This window comes from Novosphingobium guangzhouense (assembly GCF_002896965.1).
Taxonomy (GTDB): Bacteria; Pseudomonadota; Alphaproteobacteria; order Sphingomonadales; family Sphingomonadaceae; genus Novosphingobium; species Novosphingobium guangzhouense.
Genome location: NZ_LYMM01000051.1, coordinates 1 through 21676, shown reverse-complemented (window position 1 = coordinate 21676; position 21676 = coordinate 1). Strand labels below are relative to the sequence as shown.

The following is a 21676-nucleotide window of genomic DNA, read 5'->3' as shown; positions in this document are numbered from 1 at the left end:
TATGGACCCGCTGCACATCGCATAGGATCGGCATATGATTTTTCGGTTTTTGCCCGCCGAAGCGGCCTGATCCTATGAAATCTCAATGCGGCGCCGCCGGTTCCGCTCTCGAATTGCTATGTGAAGCTGCGTAGCTGGAGTGCCTCCTGAAACCGGAGGTGAAAGATGGTCCCCTGGCATGAGACTCTGGCGGTGCGGATCGGGATGCGGCTGGTGGGACTTGGCATCCTGTCGATGGCCGCAGCGACGGGGCGGGCGCTTTACGCAAAGGTACATGCACACCCTCCGGCGCAGGCAACACTTCCAGAGCTTGGATTATGCGCGGTTCTGGTGGTTCTGCTGCTCGTAGGTGCCGTTATGGTATCGTTAGGTGCCGTTCTGTGCCGCTCGGTGCCGGTGCCGGGGCGCTGGTCCGTTACGCTGGGAGAGGGGGCGCAACCCGATGCACCGACAGTGCATGGGAAGGGCGCGGGCGTGCCGCCGAAAATCTCATAAACATATGAAAAATATATGTAATATTGCAAATTGTGCTCTCGATACCGAACGCTTGTCCGATCTAGTTGGTGCTCCTCGAATCGCCCTGCACGCCGGGGCGGGTCACTCAAGAGGACATCATGAAGATCACGACCAAGATTGCCGCCCTGTTTGCAATTTTCGCCCCATTGGCCCCGGCTCATGCCAGCGAAGAAGAGGGTTCCGGGGCCATCACAGTGGCGGGATCGGCGGCGATCGCAACGGACTATCGGTTCCGCGGCGTATCGCAATCGGACAAAAGAATGGCGGTTCAGGGCGGTCTGACGCTCGCCCATGACAGCGGCGTCTATGTAGGAATCTGGGCCTCGAACCTTGCGGGTTGGGGCACCTTCGGTGGGTCCAACATGGAGCTGGATCTGATCGGCGGCTACCGGACAAGGCTGTCGGACAAGGCGACGATCGACATCGGGTTTACCTGGTACATGTATCCGGGCGGAGCGGATAATACCGACTTTGCAGAGCCTTACGTCAAGGTTTCGGGCGTGGCCGGCCCCGCTACGGTGACAGCGGGCGTGGCTTATGCACCCCGGCAATACGCGCTAGCCAATGTCTCCAACGCCCCCGACAGCCGGGGTCAGAAGCAGGACAACATCTACCTGTGGACCGATGGCACACTGCCCATCGCGGGTACGCCGCTGACGGCAAAGGCGCACCTGGGCTACTCGGACGGAAACCCCGGCCTCGGCCCCAACGGCACCAGCCTTGCCCCTACCGGGACGTACTGGGACTGGTCGCTCGGCATGGACGCCACCTGGCGCAACCTGACGTTGAACCTCTCCTACGTCGATACGGACATCGCGAAGTCCGATGCCGCCCTGCTGCAACCGAACTTCAGCAAAGGCCAGGACGGTCATGGCTCCATTGCGGGATCTGCTGTTGTGGCTTCGTTGACGGCAGCATTCTGACGGTGCGGAAGGGGGCACGGTGGCGCCCCCCTTCACGACATTTGGTAATGCGCCACGTATCCGAGATGGTCCGAAAAGGCATCCTCGCCGGTGCCGTTCCCCAAAGGCACGTCAAGGCTGCGCAGCCGCATTCGGCCACGGTAATAGAGCTTGTCCTTGTTGCGGGCGCGAATTGCGGCGATGTCTGCCTGCTGGTCGGGGGCGCAGTCGGCTGCCTGGACCGCTTCCTGCCCGCCCGCAAGCAGATCCCGTGCGGCAAGGACCCGCTGCGCATCTTGGCCGATGTTGAAGTCTCCCCCCACGATCAGGTCGGTGTGCGGATCGACCTGTCGGCGCAGAAATCCGCGGATTGCCGCCACCTGACGGCTGAAGGCCAGGTTGGCGCGTGCGATTGGAACGCCTGAAGCCTTGCGTGAATTGAGGTGCGTATCGGCGATGGCAACGAGGGCGTTACGGCCGGGAACGGCGATCCAGGCGATGACCACGCCCTTGCTCGCAAGACAGTCGAATCCGGCGCACATCGTTCGGGAGAAGGCCATGCGGCTGGCCTTCACGATCGGGTGATCCGACAGGATGACGAGGCCGCTGTCGACCTGCGGGCCGACCGTTTCGCCCCGGCTCCAAGACGCCTTGTTCGCCGACACGTCAGCCGCCGGGCCGCTGCCTGCGGCATCCTTGACGTCGGGGCCGAGCAGCACGTGGGCATAGCCTGCCTGCCGGGCAATTGCCTTGGCTTCGGGAATGAAGGCTTCCTGCAACAATATGACGTCAGGCTGCCGCCCCGCGCGGCGCAGTTTGCGCAGGCGTTCGCCGATCTGGCCCAGAGCCTCGGCGCGGCCATAGGCGAGCGGGAAGGGCAGGCCCTTGACGTTATAGGTCATGACCGAAAGCGTCCCGTCATCCCGCACCGAAGCTGCGAAAGGGCGTTCGGGTGCGGCCGCCGGAGACGGCTTGGACAAGTTCAGCACGACGACCGCGGCGGCCGTCGCAAGCGACATCTTCGTCAGGCTCTTCATGCGACGCGTTCCCCCCGAACTATTCGCAATGTGGTCCTGACGGCGCCATTATGAGCGCCGTGTGAAACTGCCGTTGCGTTTCGGTGAAGGAGGCGTGACGGTGCGGTTCATCAGCCGCACCCTGAAGCTGGCGAAATGGCGCCCGGCTTTAGTCGTTGCCGCCCAGTTTCAGCCCCTTGAGCGCGGCGAACGGCCCACTGTCTTCAGGAGCACCGATCCCGGCCGCCTTGCGTGCCGCATCGGCCTGCGGGCCGGTCAGGAAAGGATCGATGGCAAGAGCCAGGCTCTGCGCCACCGCTTCGCCGATATCGACATGGGTGCCATCGTATTCGACTTCGTCCAGTTCGTCCGCGGTCAATTCGAATTCCTCGTCCGGCTCATAGCCGGTCGTCATCGGCACGAAACGAAAGAACAGCGGCTCGTCGATCGAAACCGGGATGTCTTCGGCAGAGACGGCGCAGGGCTGGATGATCCTGGCCTTCAGAGTGCCGCGCGCCTCCACCTGGAACCCGCCTTCGCGTTCGCTGGTCGACAGGTCTAATTCGGCGACGAGTTCGTCAATCCGCACGAGTGAGAAACGTTCTGCCAGCGCAGCGCGTTCAGCCTCATTGGGGGATAGGTGGACGTGCTTTCCTTCAATCTGGCGCACGTCGAGCTGGCGGGAAAATTCAGGGGTCATCGTGCGATCCTAGCAGCAAGCAGGTCTTCATTGGAAAGGGCGTCGATCGCGGCATGTAGCGCGCGGACCCGAGCGGCAAGGCGGGCGGTGTCGGCACCTTCCACCAGCGTGACGTTGCGCTCCAACGCCGCCGCCAGCGCTGCGTCGTCCTGCGACAGCGCATCGCGCATTGCTCCGATCCTGCCGCCCAGAACGCTCATCAGTTTGCCCATGCGCTTGCCGACCACAAGATCGCCCACGCCCGATTGACGCAGTTGGCCGTCCATATCGTCGACGAAAAGCTCGGTCAGTCGCACGGAAGGATTGATCAGCGTGTCGTCGATGTCCTTGTCCCGTTCGGCACGCAGCATGACCAGGGCCAGCACCAGCGTTACCGCATCGAAACGACCGGGCACGGTATCGGCCACGCCGCATTCGGCGTACCATGCCTTTTCGCGCGCGATTTCGACCACGCGATGCCAGAGCGGACGCACCGCTTCACGGGAATCGGGGCCTTTACGGAGAAGGCGAGAGAGCAGGGACACGATAACGACGGGCCTTTCTTCGAGGGTGTCCGTTAAGGAGCAATTCAACCGGTCTGCCCCAACGCCCATTGCGCGGGCGCTTATGGGGGCTTAAGGCCGTCTGGCGATATATGGGTATGGGCGCGGCTGGCAATGCCTGCCGCTTCTGTTCCTGCGGTTTGGAGTGTTGAAATGCGCAAGGTTGGTCTCAAGGTGGCAGCGGCAGGCATTGCGCTGGCGGTCGCCACTCTGGTCGGCGGCTGCTCGTCGATCCGCGACCATCGCGGTTATCTGATCGATCAGGCGCTGCTCGATTCGGTGCAGCCGGGCATCGATAACCGCATGTCGGTGGAAAAGACCCTCGGTCGCCCGACGTTCGAAAGCCAGTTTGGCACCAAGGACTGGTATTATGTCTCGCAGCAGGTGAAGACTCCGCCCTTCCGCAAGCCGCGCACCGATAGCCAGACGGTGCTGCGTGTCCGTTTCGATGCGGCGAACAACGTCGTTGCCGTGGACAAGCGCGGTGCGGAACAGGTCGCCCGGATCGATCCGGACGGTCACGTCACGCCGACGCTGGGCCGTCATCGCAGCCTGCTTGAAGACCTGTTCGGCAACATTGGTGCGGTTGGTGCCGGTGGCATGGGCCAGGCCCCGCAGGGCCCCGGCCCGAACGGCAGCTGATCTCCTGACTTGAACCGGCCGGAGCGCGGCATATATCCGCGCTCATGAACAACGACGGGGCGAGCCACGGCCTCATTCAGTGGCACGGAACGACCATCATCGGCGTAAGGAAGGGCGGCAAGACCGTCATCGCCGGTGATGGCCAGGTTTCCATGGGCAACACGGTGATGAAGCCGAACGCCCGCAAGGTCAGGCGCATCGGGGAAGGCGGCAAGGTGATTGCCGGTTTCGCTGGTGCCACGGCTGATGCCTTCACCCTTTTCGAGCGTCTTGAGCGCAAGCTGGAGCAATATCGCGGCCAGCTGATGCGCGCGGCTGTCGAGCTCGCCAAGGACTGGCGTACCGACAAGTACCTGCGCAATCTCGAAGCGCTGATGATCGTTGCCGATGCCGAAACGCTGCTGGTCCTTACCGGCAATGGCGACGTTCTGGAGCCCGAGGGCGCTGCAGGCGGCGATAGCCAGATCACCGCGATCGGCTCGGGCGGTAATTATGCGCTGGCGGCTGCCCGTGCCATCGACGCCTATGAAGGTGATGCCGAAACCATCGCGCGCAAGGCCATGCAGGTTGCTGCCGATATCTGCGTCTTCACCAATGACCGCGTGACGGTCGAGACCGTCTGAACCGGGAAAACACATGAACGACAATCTTACGCCCAAGGCGATCGTCGCCGCGCTTGACGCGCACATCGTCGGCCAGACCGAGGCCAAGAAGGCCGTTGCAGTGGCCCTGCGCAATCGCTGGCGCCGCCAGCGTCTCGGCGCCGATCTGCGCGATGAGGTGACGCCCAAGAACATCCTGATGATCGGGCCGACGGGCTGCGGCAAGACCGAGATCAGTCGCCGGCTGGCGAAGCTCGCGGATGCGCCCTTCGTGAAGGTGGAGGCGACCAAGTTCACCGAGGTCGGCTATGTCGGCCGGGACGTGGAGCAGATCGCCCGCGATCTCGTCGAGGAAGCGATCCGCATCGAGAAGGAGCGCCGCCGCGAATCCGTGCGCGAGGCGGCCAGCAAGGCGGCGATGGACAGGTTGCTCAACGCACTTGTCGGCGAAGGTGCTTCGGAAGCGACCCGCGCGGCGTTCCACCAGCGCATCACCGAAAACGCGATGAACGAAACCGAGGTGGAAATCGAGGTCGAGGACAGCCCTGCCGGGCCGATGGAGATTCCCGGCATGGGCGGTTCCGTAGGCATGATCAACCTTGGCGACATCATGGGCAAGCTGGGCGGTGGCCGCATGAAGCGCCGCAAGATGAAGGTGCCTGACGCCTGGGACAAGCTGGTCGATGAAGAGTCGGAAAAGCGGCTCGATCAGGATGACGTCGCTCGCGTTGCGCTTGCCAATGCGGAGCACAACGGCATCGTCTTCCTCGACGAGATCGACAAGATCGCAGTGTCGGACGTGCGCGGGGGCTCGGTTTCCCGCGAAGGAGTGCAGCGCGATCTGCTCCCGTTGATCGAGGGCACGACGGTCGCCACCAAGTACGGCCCGATGAAGACCGACCACGTCCTGTTCATTGCCAGCGGCGCCTTCCACGTCGCCAAGCCCAGCGACATGTTGCCCGAGTTGCAGGGCCGCCTGCCGATCCGCGTCGAACTGAAGGCGCTGACCGAGGAGGACTTCGTGCGTATCCTGTCGGAGACGCGGGCCAACCTCATCGCGCAGTACAAGGCGCTGCTCGGCACGGAAGAGGTGACGGTCGAAGTGACGGTAGACGCCATCGGCGAGATCGCGAAGATCGCCGCTCAGGTGAACGAAAGCGTCGAGAACATCGGCGCTCGCCGTCTGCAGACGGTGATGGAAAAGCTGCTGGAAGAGCTGAGCTTTGAAGCGGAGGATCGCAAGGGCGAAACGGTGACGATCGACCAGTCCTATGTGCGTGAAAAGCTGGAAGGTCTTGCGGGGAATGCGGACCTTTCGAAGTATATCCTCTGAGGGCACCCAGCTTCTATCGCGAAACTCAACACGGCAGGAAGCGGCCCGATAGCTGCCATTCCCGGTTGCTCATCGGCAGAATGCGGGCGGCCGGAACATCGCTGTTAGGCGAGCGCGGCGGGTCTTTGAGCAAAAGACCCGCCGCGCTCGCCTACTTCCAAACTGCCATTTTCATGCAGAAAACTGTCAGGCGCACTCAAGCTCCGTGCGTACTCGCCTGACTCGCAGGAAGCACAAGGATTTCCATGCCCCCATTCACGTCGAGGTAATGGCGCGCCATCTCCTGTATGTCGTTGGCGGTGATGGAGCGTAACACGGCCTCCGCATTCTGGAAGCGAACGATGCGATCGGGTTCGGACTGAGCGCGCGCTGCAAGTCCCATCCACCCACCATTGCTCTTCAACGCATTACGCAGGCGTTCAAGCATCGGTGCGCGGGCACGCAGCAGGGTGTCTTCGCTGACAGGCGCTGCTTGCAGGCTGGCGATGACGTTGCGGATGGTGTCACGGGTTTCATCGATCTCGGCAGGCTCAACCGAAGCATTGACCTGGAAATAACCGTAACCTTTCCAGATATGAGACATCGAACTGCTGGAACCGGGCGAATAGGCCTTGCCCAGCGCCTCGCGCAGTTGTTCGATCAGCGCGATATCCATGACTTCGTGAAGCAGTTCCAGTCGCGCGACTTCCAGCGGGTCTTCGTCGTCGCGAGTGGGCCACAACATGCGCACGATCGCTTGATCGGTGGGCCCCTGGTGGTGGACGACGTGGCGGGTCACCTGCCCGGCCGGCCCGCTGGGGAAGACGCGCGGGGATTGCTGATCCTGCACGCCGAACACCGCATCGCGCCGGGGCAGGGCACCGAACGTGCGGGCGACGAGGGCGATCGCGGCTTCTTCTTCGAAATCGCCGACCAGCCCGATCTCGATTGCGCCATGGGCCAGGCGCTCTTCGATATCGCCCTTCAGGCGGGCATAGGACAAGGCACGATAGTCATCGGCGGTGCCAAGGGTGAAACGCGGGTCATCGCCACTGGTGAACCCGCCGAAGCGGGCCTGCAGCGCGGACTTGGGCGTTGCGTCAAGTTTCGCGAAAGTGGCGTCGATGGCCTGGCGATAGCGCACTTCGCCTTCGGGGCGATAACCCGGATCGGTGATCAGCGCGGCAAGCAGTTCCAGCTGCAACTGAAGATCGCGCGGCGTGGTCGCGGCTCCGGCGTTGAAGGCGACCGGTCCGCTTGCCAACCCTGCGCCGACGCTGCGCCCGGCAAGGATGGTCTGGAGTTCATCCACGCTATGGCGGCCAAGTCCACCATCGGCAAGGTTGGCTACCAGTCGTGTGGCGCGGGGGTTTTTCAAAGTGTTCAGTCGGTCGCCGCCGTCGATGGCAAGGCTGACACGGACGCGCTCCTTTTCCAGATCGGTGCGGCGCAGGTTGAGCATGACGCCGTTTTCGAAACGGATCTGGCGGATATCCAGCGGCCCTTTCGCATCGCTCACCACCCGTCCGGGGGTGCCGAACGCGGTGTAGGCGAACGGCTTCGCCCTGGCCTCGGTGCGGCTGGCAACCTTGCTGTCCTCTACCTGCGCCCATGCCGCGCGCAGCGCCTGCTCGCCGCCTTCGGGCGCCTTGCGCCCTTCGAAGCGGATAAGCGGCTGCCCCAGCGGCACGGCTTCTTCCCGCATGGCGTCGAGGACGGCGGCAGGTGTGATGCCGGGTGCGAAAGCCTCGAAGCGCTCCAGCGCGGATTGCGGCGCGGTGGGAACGACCCGGCCTTCGACAAGCGCCAGCGCCTGCTGCGCCAGCGCGCCGTTGCTGCGGGTATCGGCTGACGCGGCCGCGTTCCGGGCCGTCGTGCGCAGCCGCGCTACCTGCTCCGCCACTTCGTCAACCGTGAAGCCGTGCAGCAGGGCGCGTCGGTACTCCGCCCTGGCGGCAAGCAGGCCGACGCGCCACCCGCCATCGACGGTGCTCACCGAAAGCGCGGTCGAGCGGGCCGTCTCGAACAGGTCGCCGGTACCAAATCCGGCGCTGCGAAAAGGCGGGGTGGCACTGCGGGCAAGGCGGCCGAGACGGCGGTTGACGATGGCATAGCCAACCGCGCGCAGCGTAGCCTGTTCGCGGTTCGCCAGCGTATCGGGCGCATCGATGTAGGCGCCGTGGCGTCGCAGGGTGACGCGTTCCGACAGGGCAGGGTCGGTGTAGATGCGGATACGGTCCCGGTCGGCCAGATTGATCGGTCCGGCGTCGGGCTGGGCCTCGAAAGCGTGCGCTTGCCAATCTCCGAAGCGGCGCCGAATGTCGGCCTCCACCGCATCGACGTCGATATCGCCGACCACCACTAGCGTCACATGGGCGGGCACGTATTCGCGCTCGTAAAAGGCGCGCAAGGATGCAGCGGTGGCGGCGTTCAGCGTCTCGGTGGTGCCGATCGGCAGGCGCTGCGTATAGAGAGAGCCCGGATAGAAGAAATCCATGCTGTCAGTCGTGTTGCGAAGGCCGTAGGAATTGCGGTCGCGCATCTCGGCCATGACCACGCCGCGTTCGCGCGCCACGGCTTCAGGCGTGAGGGTGAGGTTGCCGGCAGTCTCGCGCATCAACATCAGGGCAGTGCCCAGCAGCTTCGCATCTGCGCGCGGCAGGTCCAGCTTGTAGAGCGTCCGGCCGAAAGTCGTGGAGGCATTGGTGTCCGCTCCAAACGCCAGCCCCTCGCGTTCGAGCAAAGGGACCATCTCGCCCTCGGGAACATTGCGCGATCCATTGAAGGCCATATGTTCCAGGAAATGCGCGAAGCCGCGCTCGGCAGGGCCTTCGTCCAGCGAGCCTGCCTTCACGTCCATGCGCACGATGGCCGTGCCGGCGGGCGTTGCATTATGGCGGATCACGTAGCGCATGCCGTTGGACAGGCGGCCGAAGCGGAAACCACGGTCCACCGGCACGTCGCTGGTTTCGAAGGCCCAGGACAGGTTGTCGGGGCGCGGATTGTCCTGCGCGGCCAGCGGCGTTGCGGCAAGGATCAGGGCGAGGGCAGTCAGGCAGGTCTTCATGGTATAGCGCGGGGCTCCGGCTCTTTTTATGGGAGGCGAAGGGCGGTGGTGGGTGCCCTTCGTTGCAATGTGCTTTCACCGTCGCTCAGGAAGCGGGGCGATAGGTCATGGGCACGATGAAATGGAGGTGGACGGCCTCAAGCTGGCGGGGTGGCCGGGGGTAAGGCACGGCGGCGCGGATCTGCTCCAGCGCCAGCGCATCAAGCACCGCCACGCCGCTGCTGCGCGCGATGCCGACGCCGGTGGCATCGCCGGCGGACGTGATGTCGAAGCGAACCAGCACCCGGCCCTGCACGCCCGTGCGGGCAAGATGGGCGGGGAACTGCTTGGCCGCGCGGATATGCCGGAATACGCGAAGGGCGTAAGTGTCCGCACCCTTCACCGACCGTGCGGGCGCGGCCTGCCCGGCGGGAGAGGGGGTGGATGTTGCTGTCTGGGTTTCTGCAGGGGCCGTGCTCGCGGAGGGATCGCCCGCCGCACCTTCGGCGCTGCCCGCCTTGCCGGGAGGCGGCGGCGGGGCGGCGGCGATCTTCACGGCACTTGCCTGTTCCCGCTCCGAAAGGGCGATCCGCAAGGGCTGTGGCGATGGACTGGCGGGCATCGGCCGAGCCTGTGGGGTGGCCTCGGTGGCGGGTGACTTCGCCGGTTCCACAGGCCTGGTCCGGGGCCGGGACCGTTGCTCTTCCGCCTTCGCGGCGCTGAGCGCCATCGTCGTCACCTGCAGTCCTCGCTCGGTAGCCGGTGGGAGGGGTGGCGCGCTGCGCCAGCCTGCCCACGCCAGCAAGAGCGCGACACCATGGACGCCCGCAGCAAGAACGGCGGATTTCAACTGTGCCGGCATGGTCACAACACCTTCAGGAAAGCGACGAGCGCGGTGCGCTCTTGCGGCGTCAGGCCAAGCGGTGCCAGCAGCGGGTCATGCGTCGGCGGGGGCGCCTTGCCGCTGGGCCGGTTGCGATCCTTGCCGCCACCAGCGTTGTAGAGCGCGAGCACATCCTCCAGCGCCGGGAACAGGCCATTGTGCATGTAAGGCGCGGTGCGTCCGATCCCGAGCAGCGAGGGGGTCCGGAACCGCCCGACGTCGGCGCTGTCGCCGGTCACATCGTACCGGCCCAGATCCTCGAAAGGGCGGCCGTAGTAGCTGATGCCAAGGTTGTGGAAGCGCTGGTCGGACAGCAGCGGGCCATTGTGGCAGGATACGCAGCCCGCTTTGGTGCGGAACAGGTGCAGCCCGGCCAGTTCCTCGTCGTTCAGGATCTGACCTCCTGCGGAGAACACCCTGGTCCAGCGCGAGCGCGGCGGAGCCAGCGTCCGCTCGTATGCGGCAAGCGCGCGAGTGAGATCGACCATCGTGACCGCGCCCGGCCCGTCGATGGCCGCGAAGGCGGCGCGATATCCGGCATCGCGGCGGATGCGGGCGGCCACGGCCTTCGGGTCACCGGCCATCTCCTTGTGATCGGTGATGGGGCCAAGCGCCTGCTCTTCAAGGCTGGCAGCGCGGCCGTCCCAGAACAAAGGGGTCATCCATGCGGCGGTGTAGAGCGACATGGCATTGCGGCGTCCGCGCTGGCGGCCGTCTCCGAACGCGGTGCGCAGGCCATCGCCCAGCCCCAGTTCGGCGGCGTGGCAGGACGAGCAGGCGATCTGGCCGCTGCCGGAAAGCGCCGGGTCGTCGAACAGGCGCTTTCCGATCGCGGCCAGAGCCTTCTCCTGCGCCGTGGGGGCAGGCAGGGGCGACAGCGGTGCGAACTCGGTGAAATGCGCGCCCTCCTTCAATTGCGGGCGCGGCCACGTTTCGGGCAGCCCAGCATAGAGATGGCGCAACTGCGCCGTCGAGGGCATGTTCTCGACGGCGGCAGGCTCGCCCTTGCCCGACGCTTTCACCGCGACGATGCACAGTGCTGCGCCTGCCAGAAGGCGGCACAGGACTTTTCCGACAGGCATGAGCATCAATAGCGGTACGTAGCCCCGACCCAGAACGAGCGACCGAACTGCCAGGGCTGCGAGGTCGCGGTGCTGTTGGGCGAAGGGATGCGGTCCAGCAGATTGGCCACCCGCGTTTCAAGCGTCAGGCCACCCAGCGCGGTGCGCAGCACTTCGAACCGGGCGTTGAGGTTGACGTCGATCGAATCCGCGTACGTCACGTAATCGTAGAGATCGTAAGTGGTGCCCTCGATCGTGGTGCTCTGTTCGGTGTCCTCAATGCGCTTGTAGCCGTTGCGGTAGCGTAGATTGACGTTGGTGGTCAGGCGGTCATCCAGCCAGCGCCCGGTCCAGCTGGCGTTGATGATCAGCGGCGATGCCATGTTGGCGCGCTGGTTCATCTGCTCGACGTCGGCAACGGACATGATCTGGCCGTTGAACGCCACCATAGTGCCTTCGGTGATGTCGTCGACGCCGTCGAAATAATCCCAGTTGGTGGAAGATGTTTTCGAATAGTTGGCGTTCAGCGCGATCGCGTGCTTGCCGAAGGTCCGCGTCCACTCGATGGAGCCGCCCTTGTACTTGCTGTATCCGTCATTGGTCATGACATAATTTGTGTATGTGGAGGTCCCGCCGTTATCGAGGGTCTTGGTCACCTTCTCGGATACGGAACGGGTGAATTCGTTGTTGCCTTCGCGGTAGATGCCCTTCACGCGCAGCATACCGCCCAACACCCTGCCGGACAGGGCGGCGGAAAGCTCGTCCGAATAGGGCGTTTTCGACCCGCCGCCGCTTGAATAGCTCAGCGAATGGCTGGTCGCGGACATGTACCAGCCGTCGTCCGAATAGACGTTGCTGCCCCCGCTGACGGTGGCGGCGCGTTTGTAGCTGTAGTTGTCCGGGTACTGGTCACGCAGGGCATAGGCCAGCATCGATCGGCCGTAATAGCGGTTCGCCCCCAGCGAGATGCTCCAGTCGCTCCACGGCAGGTCATAGGTCGCGGAAAGGCGCGGCGCGAACGTGTGGTTGCCAAGGTAGCTTTCGTAATCGTAGCGCATGCCGGCACGGACCGAGACGCGGCCGATACTCACCGAATATTCGCCCCACCCCGCCACGCTGTCCAGGCGGACGCGCGCGGTATAGGCGGCATAGAGCTGCCCCTGTGTCAGCGCATAGTCGCCGGTCACACAGGTCATGCTGTCGCCATCGGCGCATACGATGGTGCTGGACAGGGTCTGCGCAGTGCTGCCGTTGTAGAACCAGTTGTCCTCCGGCCGCCGACGCATGGCGTCGATGTGCTGGTAGTCGATGCCCGCTGAAATCCTGCCCGGCCCCAGATCGCGTGACCACTTGCCCGAAAGCCCGAAAGTATCCTGCGTCTGGTCCAGATCACCGAAGCCGCCGATAAGGCAATTGGTGGACGAGCAGACGCTGCCATTGCTTGTCCACGACGGCAGTGTGTAGCGGTTCGATTCGGCTTCCCGGCCGGTATCGCTGTGCGAGAAGATGCCGGTTATCGTCCACTCGTTTTCACCGGAGTGGGCCAGTTCCAGCTTGCTGGTGATCCCTCCGCCCTTGGATGTGATGGTGTTCTCCACCGCGCCCGCGTCGGCATATTCGCTGCTGTAGGGGGAATAGGCGAATTGGCCGGTCAGCTTGAGGTCGTCCGCCAGATCGGCATCGAACTTGGCCAGGAAGTTGTCGCTCTTGCTGGTCTGGCCGAACTTGGTGCTGCCATAGGCTGCCGAGCGCTGATAGGTCACATCGGCGCGTGAACGGTTGTAGGCAAGCAGAAGCCCCACGTCCCCGGACACCGGAACGTCGAGGGTGACGCCGTAGCGCCATTTCTCGAACGCGGGCTTTTCCGGCATGTCCTCGTCTTCCAGCGCTGCGCGCGACTTGTCGGAGATGCGGAAATGCGTCAGCGCGTCAGAGGTGTAGGATACCGAACTCGTCAGCCCCCATGCCCGCTTCGGCGCACGGGTCTTCACATCGAGCACGCCACCCGTGAAGCGGCCGTATTGTGCCGAGACGTTGGAATCCCGCACCGTCATCTCGCCGATCAGGTTGGTATCGACTCAGATCGACTGCGGGCTGGCGCTCATCAGTTCGTAAGTGCTGGTGGTTACGGACTGGGTAGTGTCCATCCGTGAATTGACGTCGATCCCGTCCAGCGTGACGAGGTTATCGTAATAGCGCCCGCCCGAGATGGAAATATCCGCCGGCCGCAGGTCCATGATGTCCTCGCGCGTGGCCAGGCCTTCATCGTTCATGAACTGGACGCTCGGCAGGATCTTGAGCAACTGGTTCGCGTCGCCCGATCCCGCCGAACGCGCCTGGATATCCGCTTCGCTGATGGTGCTTTCGCCGAAGTCGGCGCCGGCGCCCATACTGTAGGTTTCCGCTTGTTCACCGTCAGCGACCACTTCAGGCAGAACCTGCGCCGAAGTGTCCGCGACTTCCCGCGCAGGGTGTGCCGCATAGGTGAGAAGCGGCCTTGAATCTGCCTGTTCATCGGGCACGGCTTCCAAAGCCACTGTCCGGCTGTCGATCCAGCGCCAGCGCAGGTTGGTGCCTTCCAGCATGTTATCCAGCGCCTGGCCTGGTGTCAGTTTGCCTTTGGCCGCCTTCGAATAACGGCCGGCACCGATTCCGCCCCGAGCCGTGATCTGAATACCTGACTGTCGATTGAATACGACGATCGCGTCGAGCAATGGTTGCGCGGGTATGTCGAAGGTGCCCGTCTGCGTGCTCTGCGCGGATGCAGGAATGGCCGTTGCGGTCACGGCCATTCCCGTGGTTGCCAGGAGAGCCGCCGCCATCATCGTCGGCCTTCCGCTCCTGTGGTTCATTACCCCGCGCATTGATCGAAACTCCTTCAAGCCTGACGTGATGCTATTGCGCATCATGTGCATTTGGCGACCATTGGGAGTGAGACGATTGCCGAAGCCGGTTTTCCAAAGAAAATTTTGGAAGTTTCGCGATCCCGGCTCAGAACGCTGAAAAACGGTTGGTTTTCACGAGATGATAATCAGCCATGGCGTTATCTGCCGCACGCGGCCGCCAGCATCCGAAACCAGCGCGTCGAGTGCATTACGCGGTTTCCTGGCATTATAGACGCCGTCAACGCGCCGATCGCCCAACCCGGAATTGAGCAGCAAGATCCGGCCATCATACCAAGGACGAAGTTCCTCGATTACCTCGGCAATCGGTCGATCGCGCGCAACTAGCGTGCCAGCCTGCCATGCACCAAACAGCTCCGGATTGCCCTGTCCGACTTCGAACGCGTGATCCGCCCCGACTCTGGCCCATTGTCCGGGCATGAGCTCGCGCGAGCTTGGCGATGCAGTGCCATGATTGACGACGCGGACACGGCCGCGCTTTAGTGAAACAGCGGTTGCGCCGCCGCTTCGTCTTACGTCGAAGCTGGTGCCAAGGACCACCGTGCTGATCTCGCCCGCATCGACCGTGAATGGGGCCGAGGGATCGTGTGTGACGTCGAACCATGCCTCTCCTGCGAGAAGCCTGACCCTTCGCGCATCCTTGCCATAATCGACGGCGATTGCGCTTCCGGGCCCCATGCGGACGACACTGCCGTCGGCGAGTTGCAACGTGCGCAGTTCACCTGCTGCGGTGGTATAGTCAGAACGGACGTGCAGCATTGCGGCCGGCGCGAACCACAGGGCGAGCGCGGCCGCGATCGGGCCACCAAGAATCTGCGCGCGCCGGGAAGGCAGGGATCGCCTGACCCACCCTCTTCCTCGCCGGCTTGGAGGGATGCCTTTCGATTGACGTACCGGCGCCGCATTTGCATTGCCCCAGTGCGCCTCCATCTCCGATCCTACCGCACCGATGGCATCGAAAGCGTCAATAGCATCCACCCAGGCGAGGGCGTTCTGCGGTTCAGCGTCCAGCCAGGCTTCGAAACCTTCCTGAACTTGCTTGTCCTCCGGCGCATCGTGCAGAAGCACCAGCCAGTCCGACGCCTGTTCCTGCGTAGTGCGCGCCTTACCGCTCACGTCCTGACCTTCCCGGCCGTGCGGCACGTGATAATCGCCAACAGTCGGGTGGCAGAAAGGACATGATGGCAGGTGTCATGCAAGGGAGACGTTCGGGCCGGACGCTTTTCCAATAAATATTTCATCGTCATCGCGCCTGCCTTTCGATGCCGCAGCGAAGCGTACAGGCGGTGATGCCGTCGGAAATGAGGAGGTGGGCAAGCGAGCGTGATATCCCCAGATGCTCGGCGATCTCGCGCAGCTTGTATTCGCCGAAGCGGTGCATCTCGATGGCGACGCGCTGACGGTCCGGCAGGCTGCGCAGCACTCTGAGCACGCAGGCGAGATCCCGTTTCGCGCTGGTCGCCTGTTCGGGCGTCCTGCTGTCATCGGCCACTGACCGCGCCGCCCCTTCGATGTCGCCGCCTAACAGCCGGCTTTCGCGCATCCGTTGGCGCAGCCTGTCGATCGCGAGGTTGCGCACGATGGTGCGAAGGTATCCCGCCGGATCGCGCACTTCGGAGCCAGCCTGCTGTGCCGCAAGCGCCAACCAGGCATCTTGTACGATGTCCTCGGCCTGTTCCCGGCTTCCGATCACCTTGGCGGCATAGGCAGTCAGCGTCTGGCGCTGCGCCATGAAGGTGCGCATCGCCAAGGTCTCGTCATCGTTAGTGGCTGGCGTTTTCCGGTCGTTCAATGGGCAGCCTTTCGTGCGCACGGAATCCGGAAAGGATCTTAATTCGGCACTCTTGCGATTCGTTCGCAAATCCCGATAGGCACTCTCGATTCGAGAGGCAAGTTTGATAGAGACCGCGCGAGAGGTGGATGCGGGGCAGAGCGGATCGCTCAATGAACGCATCCGACCGGCGTGACGTGGGCGTGGTAGACAGGTGTGGCTGCGGACTGCATCTACACCGACAAGAGCGTCACTGAAACGAACCGGATGCGGGCTGGGCTGGATCAAGCCCTTGCAACGGTTCGTGATGGCGACACATTTGTTGTCCCCAAGCTCGACGGATTTGCCCCATCGGACCCAGGCGCGCGAGGGGAGAAGGTCCAGCTTGGCGCGCGCGTGCATAGCCCCGCTGATCCCATAGGCAAGATGTTCGTCAACATCCGTGCCACGTTTGCGGAATTTGAAGCCGACCTGACCAGACAGCGCACCCGGAGTAACATGCCCGACCGTTACAATCGGTCGCCTTTGGACTATCAGCAATCTTGGCCTGGAGAACGCGAGCCTTAGTTCCCCTCCTTGCTTGCATCGGTTTGCCAGCTACGCGCTCCCTTTTCAGTCCTGCGGGTTTCCTTGCCTTTTTCAAAGGGATCGTTGCAGATCTAGTTTAGACATGGCCCTAACCACCCCAGCCTATATCGACGCGGACAAAAGAAATGCGGATACGGTTTGGCAAAGATGTGGGCGGGCTGAGTTTCTCGCTTTCGTGAGTATGATTTGCGTGTAACGTCGGATCATCTCAATCTTGGCGGGCCTGATGTTCGGTTTCCTGAAAAAGCAATTCGTCGATGTGATCGACTGGATCGAAAAGCCCGGCGATCTTGCCTGGCGCGTCCCTTTCGAGGGGCGGGAAATCCAGAACGGCGCGCAGCTTACGGTGCGCGAAGGACAGGTGGCGCTCTTCGTGAACGAGGGTAGCCTTGCCGATACATTCGAGTCCGGCCTGCACCGGCTCGACACGGCGAACCTGCCGATCCTGACCAGCCTGATGCACTGGGACAAGGGCTTTACCTCTCCGTTCAAGTCCGACGTCGTGTTCCTGTCCTTCAAGGAACATCAGGGGCTGAAGTGGGGCACGGGCCAGCCCGTTACCGTGCGCGATGCGGAATTCGGCGCGCTGCGGCTGCGGGCTTTCGGATCCTATTCCTTCCGCATTGCCGGGGTCGATACTTTCGTGGAACGGGTGGTCGGAACGCTTGAAGGCGTGACGGTCGCTTCGCTCGAACCGCAGCTTCGCGCTGCCATCCAGACCGCGATTGCTACGGCGCTGGGAGGGGGCGGCGTGCCCTTCCTCGACCTTGCGGCGAACCAGCAGGCGTTCTCCGACCGTATCCGGGTGGAAGTCGACAAGGCCTTCGCGCAGTGGGGGCTCGAATGCATGAGCTTCTATGTCGAGAGCATCTCGTTGCCTGAGGAAGTGCAGGCCCATCTCGATAAGGGATCGTCGATGCGGGTGCTGGGCGATCTTGCCAATTACACCCGTTTCCAGGCGGCGGAGGCGATCGAGGCTGCCGCCGGGCAGGGAGGCGGCTCTGTCGCGGGGATCGGCGCGGGCGTTGCAGCGGCGACCGCGCTTGGCGGCGCGATGGCGCAGGGGCTGGGCACCACGGCAGCTGCCGCGCCCGCGCAGCCTGCCGAAGACCCCATCGCCACGATCGAGAAGCTTCACAAGTTGGTGACGCTCGGCGCGCTCAGCCAGGAAGAGTTCGACGCCAAGAAGGCCGAGCTACTCTCGCGCATTCGCTGACGGGCATTTCGGGGGGACAGCGTGAGCAATTGCCCATCCTGCGGTGCGCCGCTGCCTGAGCGCAGCGTGCTGCCCTATGTCACTTGCGCCTATTGCCATACGCTGATCTTGCGCAACGGCTTGTCGCTTGAGGAAGTCGGCAAGGTTGCGGTGCTGCCGCCCGATGTCTCGCCGATCCAGCTGGGCACCAGCTTCCGGATTGGGGACGCCTTGCTCACCGTCATCGGCCGGGTGCGCTGGGGCTGGGCCGACGGATCGTGGAACGAGTGGCTGCTGTCCGGCGGCGATGGCAGCGAGCACTGGCTGGGTGAGGCGATGGGCGCCTTCATGCTGACACGCGCGCGCCCGGACCTGCTCGAACATCCGGCAATCGCGCCCTTTGCGGCAGGAAACGGGGACATTCCCGTCGGCACCCGGATAGAGGTGGAGGACGTCACCCTGACCGCCGTCGACTGCAAGGACGCGCAGTGCCTTGGCAGCGAAGGCGACCTGCCGTTCGCCACGCTGCCGGGCCGCGTGATGGCCAGCATCGATTTTCGGGGCCCTGACAGCGAGGCGGTGAGCATCCAGCGCGACGAGCGCGGCCCAAGCGCGTGGCTGGGCCATTACAGCGAGCTTGCGGCACTGGCTCCCGGCAACTTGCGCAAGATGGAAGGGTGGACGATCCCGGCGGGACTGGAGCGATGACGGCGGTTCGCGCGATCACCTGCCCGCAATGCGGCGGTGCGCTGGAAGTGCGCGCGGCGGGCTTCAGCGTCAATCTTGCATGCCTGCACTGCGGTTCGCTGCTCGACGTCTCGCGCCCCGAAGTCGCGCTGATCGAGGCGCATGATACGGCGGCTGCGCGCTTTCGCCTCAAGCCTGGTATGCGGGGCGCGCTGTTCGATGTCGAATGGGAGGTGGTGGGCGCCCTGCGGCGCAGCGAGGGGAGCTATCGCTGGGCCGAATTCCTGCTGTTCAACCCTTACGCGGGCTATCGCTGGCTGATCCTGAGCGAAGGGGAGTGGCAGTTCGGCACGATGCTGCTGGACTTGCCGCAGGGCGATGACGACACCGTCACATGGCGGGGCAAGCGCTACGCTCGGCACGAGGAGCCGGGCACGGTGCGCATCACCGCGGTGCTCGGCGAATTCTACTGGCGCATTCGCAAAGGCGACGAGGTCGCCTCCGCCGTGTTCGAACGCGGCGGCATCGTCCTCTCGCGCGAGGGTGGCGGCGGCGAAGTCAACTGGACCGAGCTGGTCGAGATCGATGTCGATACGGTGGAGCAGGCTTTCGGCCTAAGCGCGCCCAAGCCGCGTCGCCGCGCGGCAGCGCAGCCTTTCGCGCCCTTTGCGGCCACGGAACGCCGCGAAAACGACATCCCCATGATGTTCGCCATCGCGCTCGGCGCGCTGTTTGTGCTGTTGTTGGCCATGGTGCTGATAGCAGGCCCCGTGGACAGCGCATCCGGCAGCGTCAACGCGCCTTATGCCGTGACCCGCGAAGGCATGAAGATCGGCACGATCTCGGTCCGCCGCCCGCACCAGTTCGTGAAGGTGAAGGCCAGCGCCGAGCAGCTGACGAACACCTGGGTAGATCTCGACTATTCGCTCGTCGACAGGGCGACCGGCCAGTCAATCGACGGTTACGGCATCGTCGAGCAGTATTCCGGGACCGACAGCGACGGTTCCTGGACGGAGGGCAGCCGCAGCGACACGACGGTGTTCGGACAAGTTCCGCGCGGCACTTACGACCTCTACGTGGACGCCGCCGCCCACGGTTGGCCTTCGGACCCGACCGCCGCCGAACTGGGCTGGTATTCGCTGCCGACCACGATCACGGTGGCCGTGCGTGCGGAGACGGGCGCGATCCCGTGGGGCAACTGGTGGACGGCAGCATTCCTGCTGTTCCTGTTCCCTTCGCTCGCCCTCTGGCGGCAGATGCGCAAGGAGCGAGAGTGGTGACGGTGCGCCTTGCGATCTTTCTCTTCTGGGCCACCATGATCCTCGCGGGGGCGATCAGCGCCTCGTATTACGCCTGGTCGCCCTATTCCGACGAGGAGCGCTCCGCTTCGGGCGGGCGTAGCGGCGGGGCCTTTGTGCGCGGCCCCACACACAAATGAACCCCAAAGGAGACGGCCCATGCTGACACTCTCGGTCTTTCTCGCCACCCTGCTTTATGCGGCGCTTGGCATCGTGATCTTCGTCTTCAGCTTCGTGCTGGTCGACAAACTGACCCCCGGCGAATTGTGGCGCGAGATCATCGAGCGGCGCAACCTTGCGGTCGCGCTGCTGGCCGGTGCGGTAGCGCTGGGCATATCGAACATCATCGCCGCCGCCATTCATGGCTGAAACCGGCGCGAGTACCCGAGGCGGAGGCGACGCGGACGAAGGTAGGGCACCCGCCTCGCTGGCGGTGATCCTGCTCGTCTCGGTTCTGGTCGTCGCGACGTGCGGGCTGATCTACGAACTGCTCGCGGGCACGCTGGCGAGCTACCTGCTGGGCGACAGCGTCACCCAGTTCTCGACCGTCATCGGCACCTACCTTTTCGCCATGGGCGTGGGCAGCTGGCTTTCGCGCCATGTCCGCAGCGACGAGATGGGCGTGTTCGTGCGCGTGGAGATCCTGATCGCGGCACTGGGCGGATGGTCGGCGGCGGGGCTGTTCCTTCTGTTCCCGATGGTAGGCGATTTCCGCGTCGTGCTCTATGCGTTGGTACTGGCGATCGGCGTGCTGGTAGGGCTGGAAATCCCGCTGCTGATCCGCATCCTGCGACATCGCTTTGCGTTCCGCGAACTCGTCTCCAATGTCCTTACATACGACTATGTCGGCGCGCTGATCGCCTCGCTGCTGTTCCCGCTGGTGCTGGTGCCCTGGCTGGGAATGATCCGCACCGGCTTCGTCTTCGGCCTTGCCAACGTGGCGGTCGCGCTGGCGCTGCTGGTCGCGCTGAGGGGGCAGCGGCGGATCGCGGTGGACGTGATCGCGGCGCTCTTGGTGGCCGCTAGCCTCGTTGCCGGGCTCCTTGCGGCGGACCGGCTGCAACGCTGGTCCGAAGTTGCCTTCTATGCTGAGCCGGTGATCTACGCGCGTTCTACACCTTACCAGCGCATGGTTATCACGCGGCGCGGCGACGATTTACGGCTCTACCTCAACGGCAACCTCCAGTTCTCCACCCGCGACGAGTACCGCTATCACGAGGCGCTGGTGTGGCCGGTGCTGGGCCGCGTGGCCGATCCGCGCCGGGTGCTGATCCTTGGTGGCGGTGACGGGCTGGCCGCGCGCGAGGTACTGCGCGACGCGCGCGTGCAGCAGGTCACGCTGGTGGACCTCGATCCCGAGATGACCAGCCTGTTTCGCGACACGCCCCAGCTGGCCGCGCTCAACGGCGGTTCGCTGTCCTCTCCCCGGCTGACTGTGCGCAATGCCGATGCCTTCCGCTGGGTGCGCGAGGCGAGGGAGGCGTATGATGCGGTCATCGTGGACTTTCCCGATCCGACCGAGTTCTCGTTGGGCAAACTCTATACCGAGACGTTCTATCGCGAAGTGGCCCGCTTGCTGGCGCCCAAAGGCGTGATGACGGTGCAGAGCACTTCTCCGCTGATCGCACCGCAATCGTACTGGACGGTCGCCAGCACGCTGGAGGCCGCAGGGTTTGGCGTGCGCGGCTATCACGCCTATGTGCCCAGTTTCGGGGAATGGGGCTTCACGCTGGCCGCGCATGGCCCGATTGCGGAAGAGGTGCGCCTGCCGCCGGACTTGCGCTTCCTCAGCCCTTCGGCGGAGCGCGCGATGTTCGACTTTCCGCCGGACATGGCCCGCCGTCCGACGCCCGTGAACCGGCTCGACAATCAGGCGCTCGTCCGCAGCTTCGCGCGGGAGTGGGGGCGCTATGAGGGGTGAAGCCACCCGGCGCGGCGTGCTGGCGGGCGGGCCGGTGGCGCTTGGGGCGGCCCTTGGGGCGACGCTGGGCGCGGCCATGGTCTCGGGCTGC

22 protein-coding genes are annotated in these 21676 nt (G+C 64.2%); 12 read left to right on the top strand and 10 right to left on the bottom strand.

The genetic code is table 11. The features are described from left to right. Positions 1-165: 165 nt before the first annotated feature. Positions 166-495 (top strand): hypothetical protein, encoded by a 330-nt coding sequence (locus A8V01_RS18165; RefSeq protein WP_211295071.1) that lies wholly within the window; start codon positions 166-168, stop codon positions 493-495. 119 nt (positions 496-614) lie between these two features. Then, the gene (locus A8V01_RS18160) at positions 615-1439 is read left to right on the top strand and encodes a TorF family putative porin (protein WP_103097893.1); all 825 of its coding nucleotides are present in this window, start codon (positions 615-617) and stop codon (positions 1437-1439) included. A gap of 32 nt (positions 1440-1471) precedes the next feature. Here A8V01_RS18160 and A8V01_RS18155 read toward each other — a convergent pair whose 3' ends face one another. The 3 genes from A8V01_RS18155 to A8V01_RS18145 form a co-directional block, all read right to left on the bottom strand. After that, on the bottom strand, positions 1472-2455 hold the full coding sequence (locus A8V01_RS18155) for an endonuclease/exonuclease/phosphatase family protein (RefSeq protein WP_103097613.1): 984 nt from the start codon (positions 2453-2455) through the stop codon (positions 1472-1474). Between the two features lie 148 nt (positions 2456-2603). After that, a complete protein-coding gene (locus A8V01_RS18150) occupies positions 2604-3134 on the bottom strand; it encodes a YceD family protein (protein ID WP_103097610.1) in 531 nt (176 codons plus the stop codon). Then, a complete protein-coding gene (locus tag A8V01_RS18145) occupies positions 3131-3658 on the bottom strand; it encodes a ubiquinol-cytochrome C chaperone family protein (RefSeq protein WP_103097608.1) in 528 nt (175 codons plus the stop codon). The genes A8V01_RS18150 and A8V01_RS18145 overlap by 4 nt, the downstream gene beginning before the upstream one ends. 171 nt (positions 3659-3829) lie before the next feature. On the opposite strand from A8V01_RS18145, the gene A8V01_RS18140 reads away from it, so the two are divergent. Genes A8V01_RS18140 through hslU form a run of 3 tightly spaced genes read left to right on the top strand, consistent with a single transcriptional unit; the run spans position 3830 to position 6253 of the window. Then, a complete protein-coding gene (locus A8V01_RS18140) occupies positions 3830-4318 on the top strand; it encodes an outer membrane protein assembly factor BamE (RefSeq protein ID WP_103097606.1) in 489 nt (162 codons plus the stop codon). 44 nt (positions 4319-4362) lie between these two features. Beyond that, on the top strand, positions 4363-4941 hold the full coding sequence (gene hslV / locus A8V01_RS18135) for an ATP-dependent protease subunit HslV (protein ID WP_103097604.1): 579 nt from the start codon (positions 4363-4365) through the stop codon (positions 4939-4941). A 13-nt stretch (positions 4942-4954) separates the two neighbouring features. Further along, positions 4955-6253: an ATP-dependent protease ATPase subunit HslU gene (hslU, locus tag A8V01_RS18130; protein ID WP_103097601.1), complete on the top strand. Its 1299-nt coding sequence runs from the start codon at positions 4955-4957 to the stop codon at positions 6251-6253. A 196-nt stretch (positions 6254-6449) separates the two neighbouring features. Here hslU and A8V01_RS18125 read toward each other — a convergent pair whose 3' ends face one another. From A8V01_RS18125 to A8V01_RS18100, 7 genes are all read right to left on the bottom strand, one after another. After that, entirely contained in the window at positions 6450-9299 is a 2850-nt protein-coding gene (locus A8V01_RS18125) for a M16 family metallopeptidase (RefSeq protein ID WP_103097599.1), read from the bottom strand. A gap of 85 nt (positions 9300-9384) precedes the next feature. Further along, positions 9385-10140 carry an energy transducer TonB gene (locus A8V01_RS18120; RefSeq protein WP_103097596.1) on the bottom strand — a complete coding sequence of 252 codons (756 nt, stop codon included), beginning with the start codon at positions 10138-10140 and terminating at the stop codon, positions 9385-9387. A gap of 2 nt (positions 10141-10142) precedes the next feature. Then, positions 10143-11249 (bottom strand): cytochrome-c peroxidase, encoded by a 1107-nt coding sequence (locus A8V01_RS18115; protein WP_245892708.1) that lies wholly within the window; start codon positions 11247-11249, stop codon positions 10143-10145. Then, positions 11249-13276, bottom strand: coding sequence for a TonB-dependent receptor (locus tag A8V01_RS18110; RefSeq protein ID WP_245892707.1), 2028 nt, complete (start codon positions 13274-13276; stop codon positions 11249-11251). The genes A8V01_RS18115 and A8V01_RS18110 overlap by 1 nt, the downstream gene beginning before the upstream one ends. Positions 13277-13300: 24 nt before the next feature. Beyond that, positions 13301-14074, bottom strand: a complete 774-nt coding sequence (locus A8V01_RS29360) for an STN domain-containing protein (RefSeq protein ID WP_245892706.1) — start codon at positions 14072-14074, stop codon at positions 13301-13303. Positions 14075-14239: 165 nt separating this feature from the next. After that, positions 14240-15241 (bottom strand): FecR family protein, encoded by a 1002-nt coding sequence (locus A8V01_RS18105; RefSeq protein WP_146037309.1) that lies wholly within the window; start codon positions 15239-15241, stop codon positions 14240-14242. Between the two features lie 127 nt (positions 15242-15368). Further along, positions 15369-16070, bottom strand: a complete 702-nt coding sequence (locus A8V01_RS18100; RefSeq protein ID WP_211295070.1) for a sigma-70 family RNA polymerase sigma factor — start codon at positions 16068-16070, stop codon at positions 15369-15371. A gap of 42 nt (positions 16071-16112) precedes the next feature. Between A8V01_RS18100 and A8V01_RS18095 the strand changes: the two genes are divergently transcribed. From A8V01_RS18095 to A8V01_RS18070, 7 genes are all read left to right on the top strand, one after another. Next, complete coding sequence (locus A8V01_RS18095) at positions 16113-16463, top strand: recombinase family protein (protein ID WP_281256514.1); 351 nt, start codon at positions 16113-16115, stop codon at positions 16461-16463. 247 nt (positions 16464-16710) lie between these two features. Then, complete coding sequence (locus A8V01_RS18090; protein WP_103097889.1) at positions 16711-17700, top strand: SPFH domain-containing protein; 990 nt, start codon at positions 16711-16713, stop codon at positions 17698-17700. Positions 17701-17721: 21 nt separating this feature from the next. Then, positions 17722-18387 carry a DUF4178 domain-containing protein gene (locus A8V01_RS18085; protein ID WP_103097592.1) on the top strand — a complete coding sequence of 222 codons (666 nt, stop codon included), beginning with the start codon at positions 17722-17724 and terminating at the stop codon, positions 18385-18387. Beyond that, the gene (locus tag A8V01_RS18080; RefSeq protein WP_103097590.1) at positions 18384-19646 is read left to right on the top strand and encodes a DUF4178 domain-containing protein; all 1263 of its coding nucleotides are present in this window, start codon (positions 18384-18386) and stop codon (positions 19644-19646) included. Before A8V01_RS18085 ends, A8V01_RS18080 begins: the two co-directional genes overlap by 4 nt. Further along, positions 19643-19804 carry a hypothetical protein gene (locus A8V01_RS28715; protein WP_170065977.1) on the top strand — a complete coding sequence of 54 codons (162 nt, stop codon included), beginning with the start codon at positions 19643-19645 and terminating at the stop codon, positions 19802-19804. The genes A8V01_RS18080 and A8V01_RS28715 overlap by 4 nt, the downstream gene beginning before the upstream one ends. Positions 19805-19823: 19 nt before the next feature. Beyond that, on the top strand, positions 19824-20033 hold the full coding sequence (locus tag A8V01_RS18075; protein WP_103097588.1) for a DUF350 domain-containing protein: 210 nt from the start codon (positions 19824-19826) through the stop codon (positions 20031-20033). Next, a complete protein-coding gene (locus A8V01_RS18070; protein WP_211295069.1) occupies positions 20026-21585 on the top strand; it encodes a polyamine aminopropyltransferase in 1560 nt (519 codons plus the stop codon). The genes A8V01_RS18075 and A8V01_RS18070 overlap by 8 nt, the downstream gene beginning before the upstream one ends. The last annotated feature ends 91 nt before the right edge of the window (positions 21586-21676 follow it).

Coding starts and splice junctions, on each gene's coding strand:
- A8V01_RS18110 (WP_245892707.1), bottom strand. CDS start 13,276: ATGACGGTGCGGGATTCCAACGTCTCGGCACAATACGGCCGCTTCACG.
- A8V01_RS18090 (WP_103097889.1), top strand. CDS start 16,711: ATGTTCGGTTTCCTGAAAAAGCAATTCGTCGATGTGATCGACTGGATC.
- A8V01_RS18155 (WP_103097613.1), bottom strand. CDS start 2,455: ATGAAGAGCCTGACGAAGATGTCGCTTGCGACGGCCGCCGCGGTCGTC.
- A8V01_RS18120 (WP_103097596.1), bottom strand. CDS start 10,140: ATGCCGGCACAGTTGAAATCCGCCGTTCTTGCTGCGGGCGTCCATGGT.
- A8V01_RS18075 (WP_103097588.1), top strand. CDS start 19,824: ATGCTGACACTCTCGGTCTTTCTCGCCACCCTGCTTTATGCGGCGCTT.
- A8V01_RS18150 (WP_103097610.1), bottom strand. CDS start 3,134: ATGACCCCTGAATTTTCCCGCCAGCTCGACGTGCGCCAGATTGAAGGA.
- A8V01_RS18165 (WP_211295071.1), top strand. CDS start 166: ATGGTCCCCTGGCATGAGACTCTGGCGGTGCGGATCGGGATGCGGCTG.
- hslU (WP_103097601.1), top strand. CDS start 4,955: ATGAACGACAATCTTACGCCCAAGGCGATCGTCGCCGCGCTTGACGCG.
- A8V01_RS18160 (WP_103097893.1), top strand. CDS start 615: ATGAAGATCACGACCAAGATTGCCGCCCTGTTTGCAATTTTCGCCCCA.
- A8V01_RS18080 (WP_103097590.1), top strand. CDS start 18,384: ATGACGGCGGTTCGCGCGATCACCTGCCCGCAATGCGGCGGTGCGCTG.
- A8V01_RS18125 (WP_103097599.1), bottom strand. CDS start 9,299: ATGAAGACCTGCCTGACTGCCCTCGCCCTGATCCTTGCCGCAACGCCG.
- A8V01_RS18140 (WP_103097606.1), top strand. CDS start 3,830: ATGCGCAAGGTTGGTCTCAAGGTGGCAGCGGCAGGCATTGCGCTGGCG.
- A8V01_RS29360 (WP_245892706.1), bottom strand. CDS start 14,074: ATGAACCACAGGAGCGGAAGGCCGACGATGATGGCGGCGGCTCTCCTG.
- A8V01_RS18070 (WP_211295069.1), top strand. CDS start 20,026: ATGGCTGAAACCGGCGCGAGTACCCGAGGCGGAGGCGACGCGGACGAA.
- hslV (WP_103097604.1), top strand. CDS start 4,363: ATGAACAACGACGGGGCGAGCCACGGCCTCATTCAGTGGCACGGAACG.
- A8V01_RS18115 (WP_245892708.1), bottom strand. CDS start 11,249: ATGCTCATGCCTGTCGGAAAAGTCCTGTGCCGCCTTCTGGCAGGCGCA.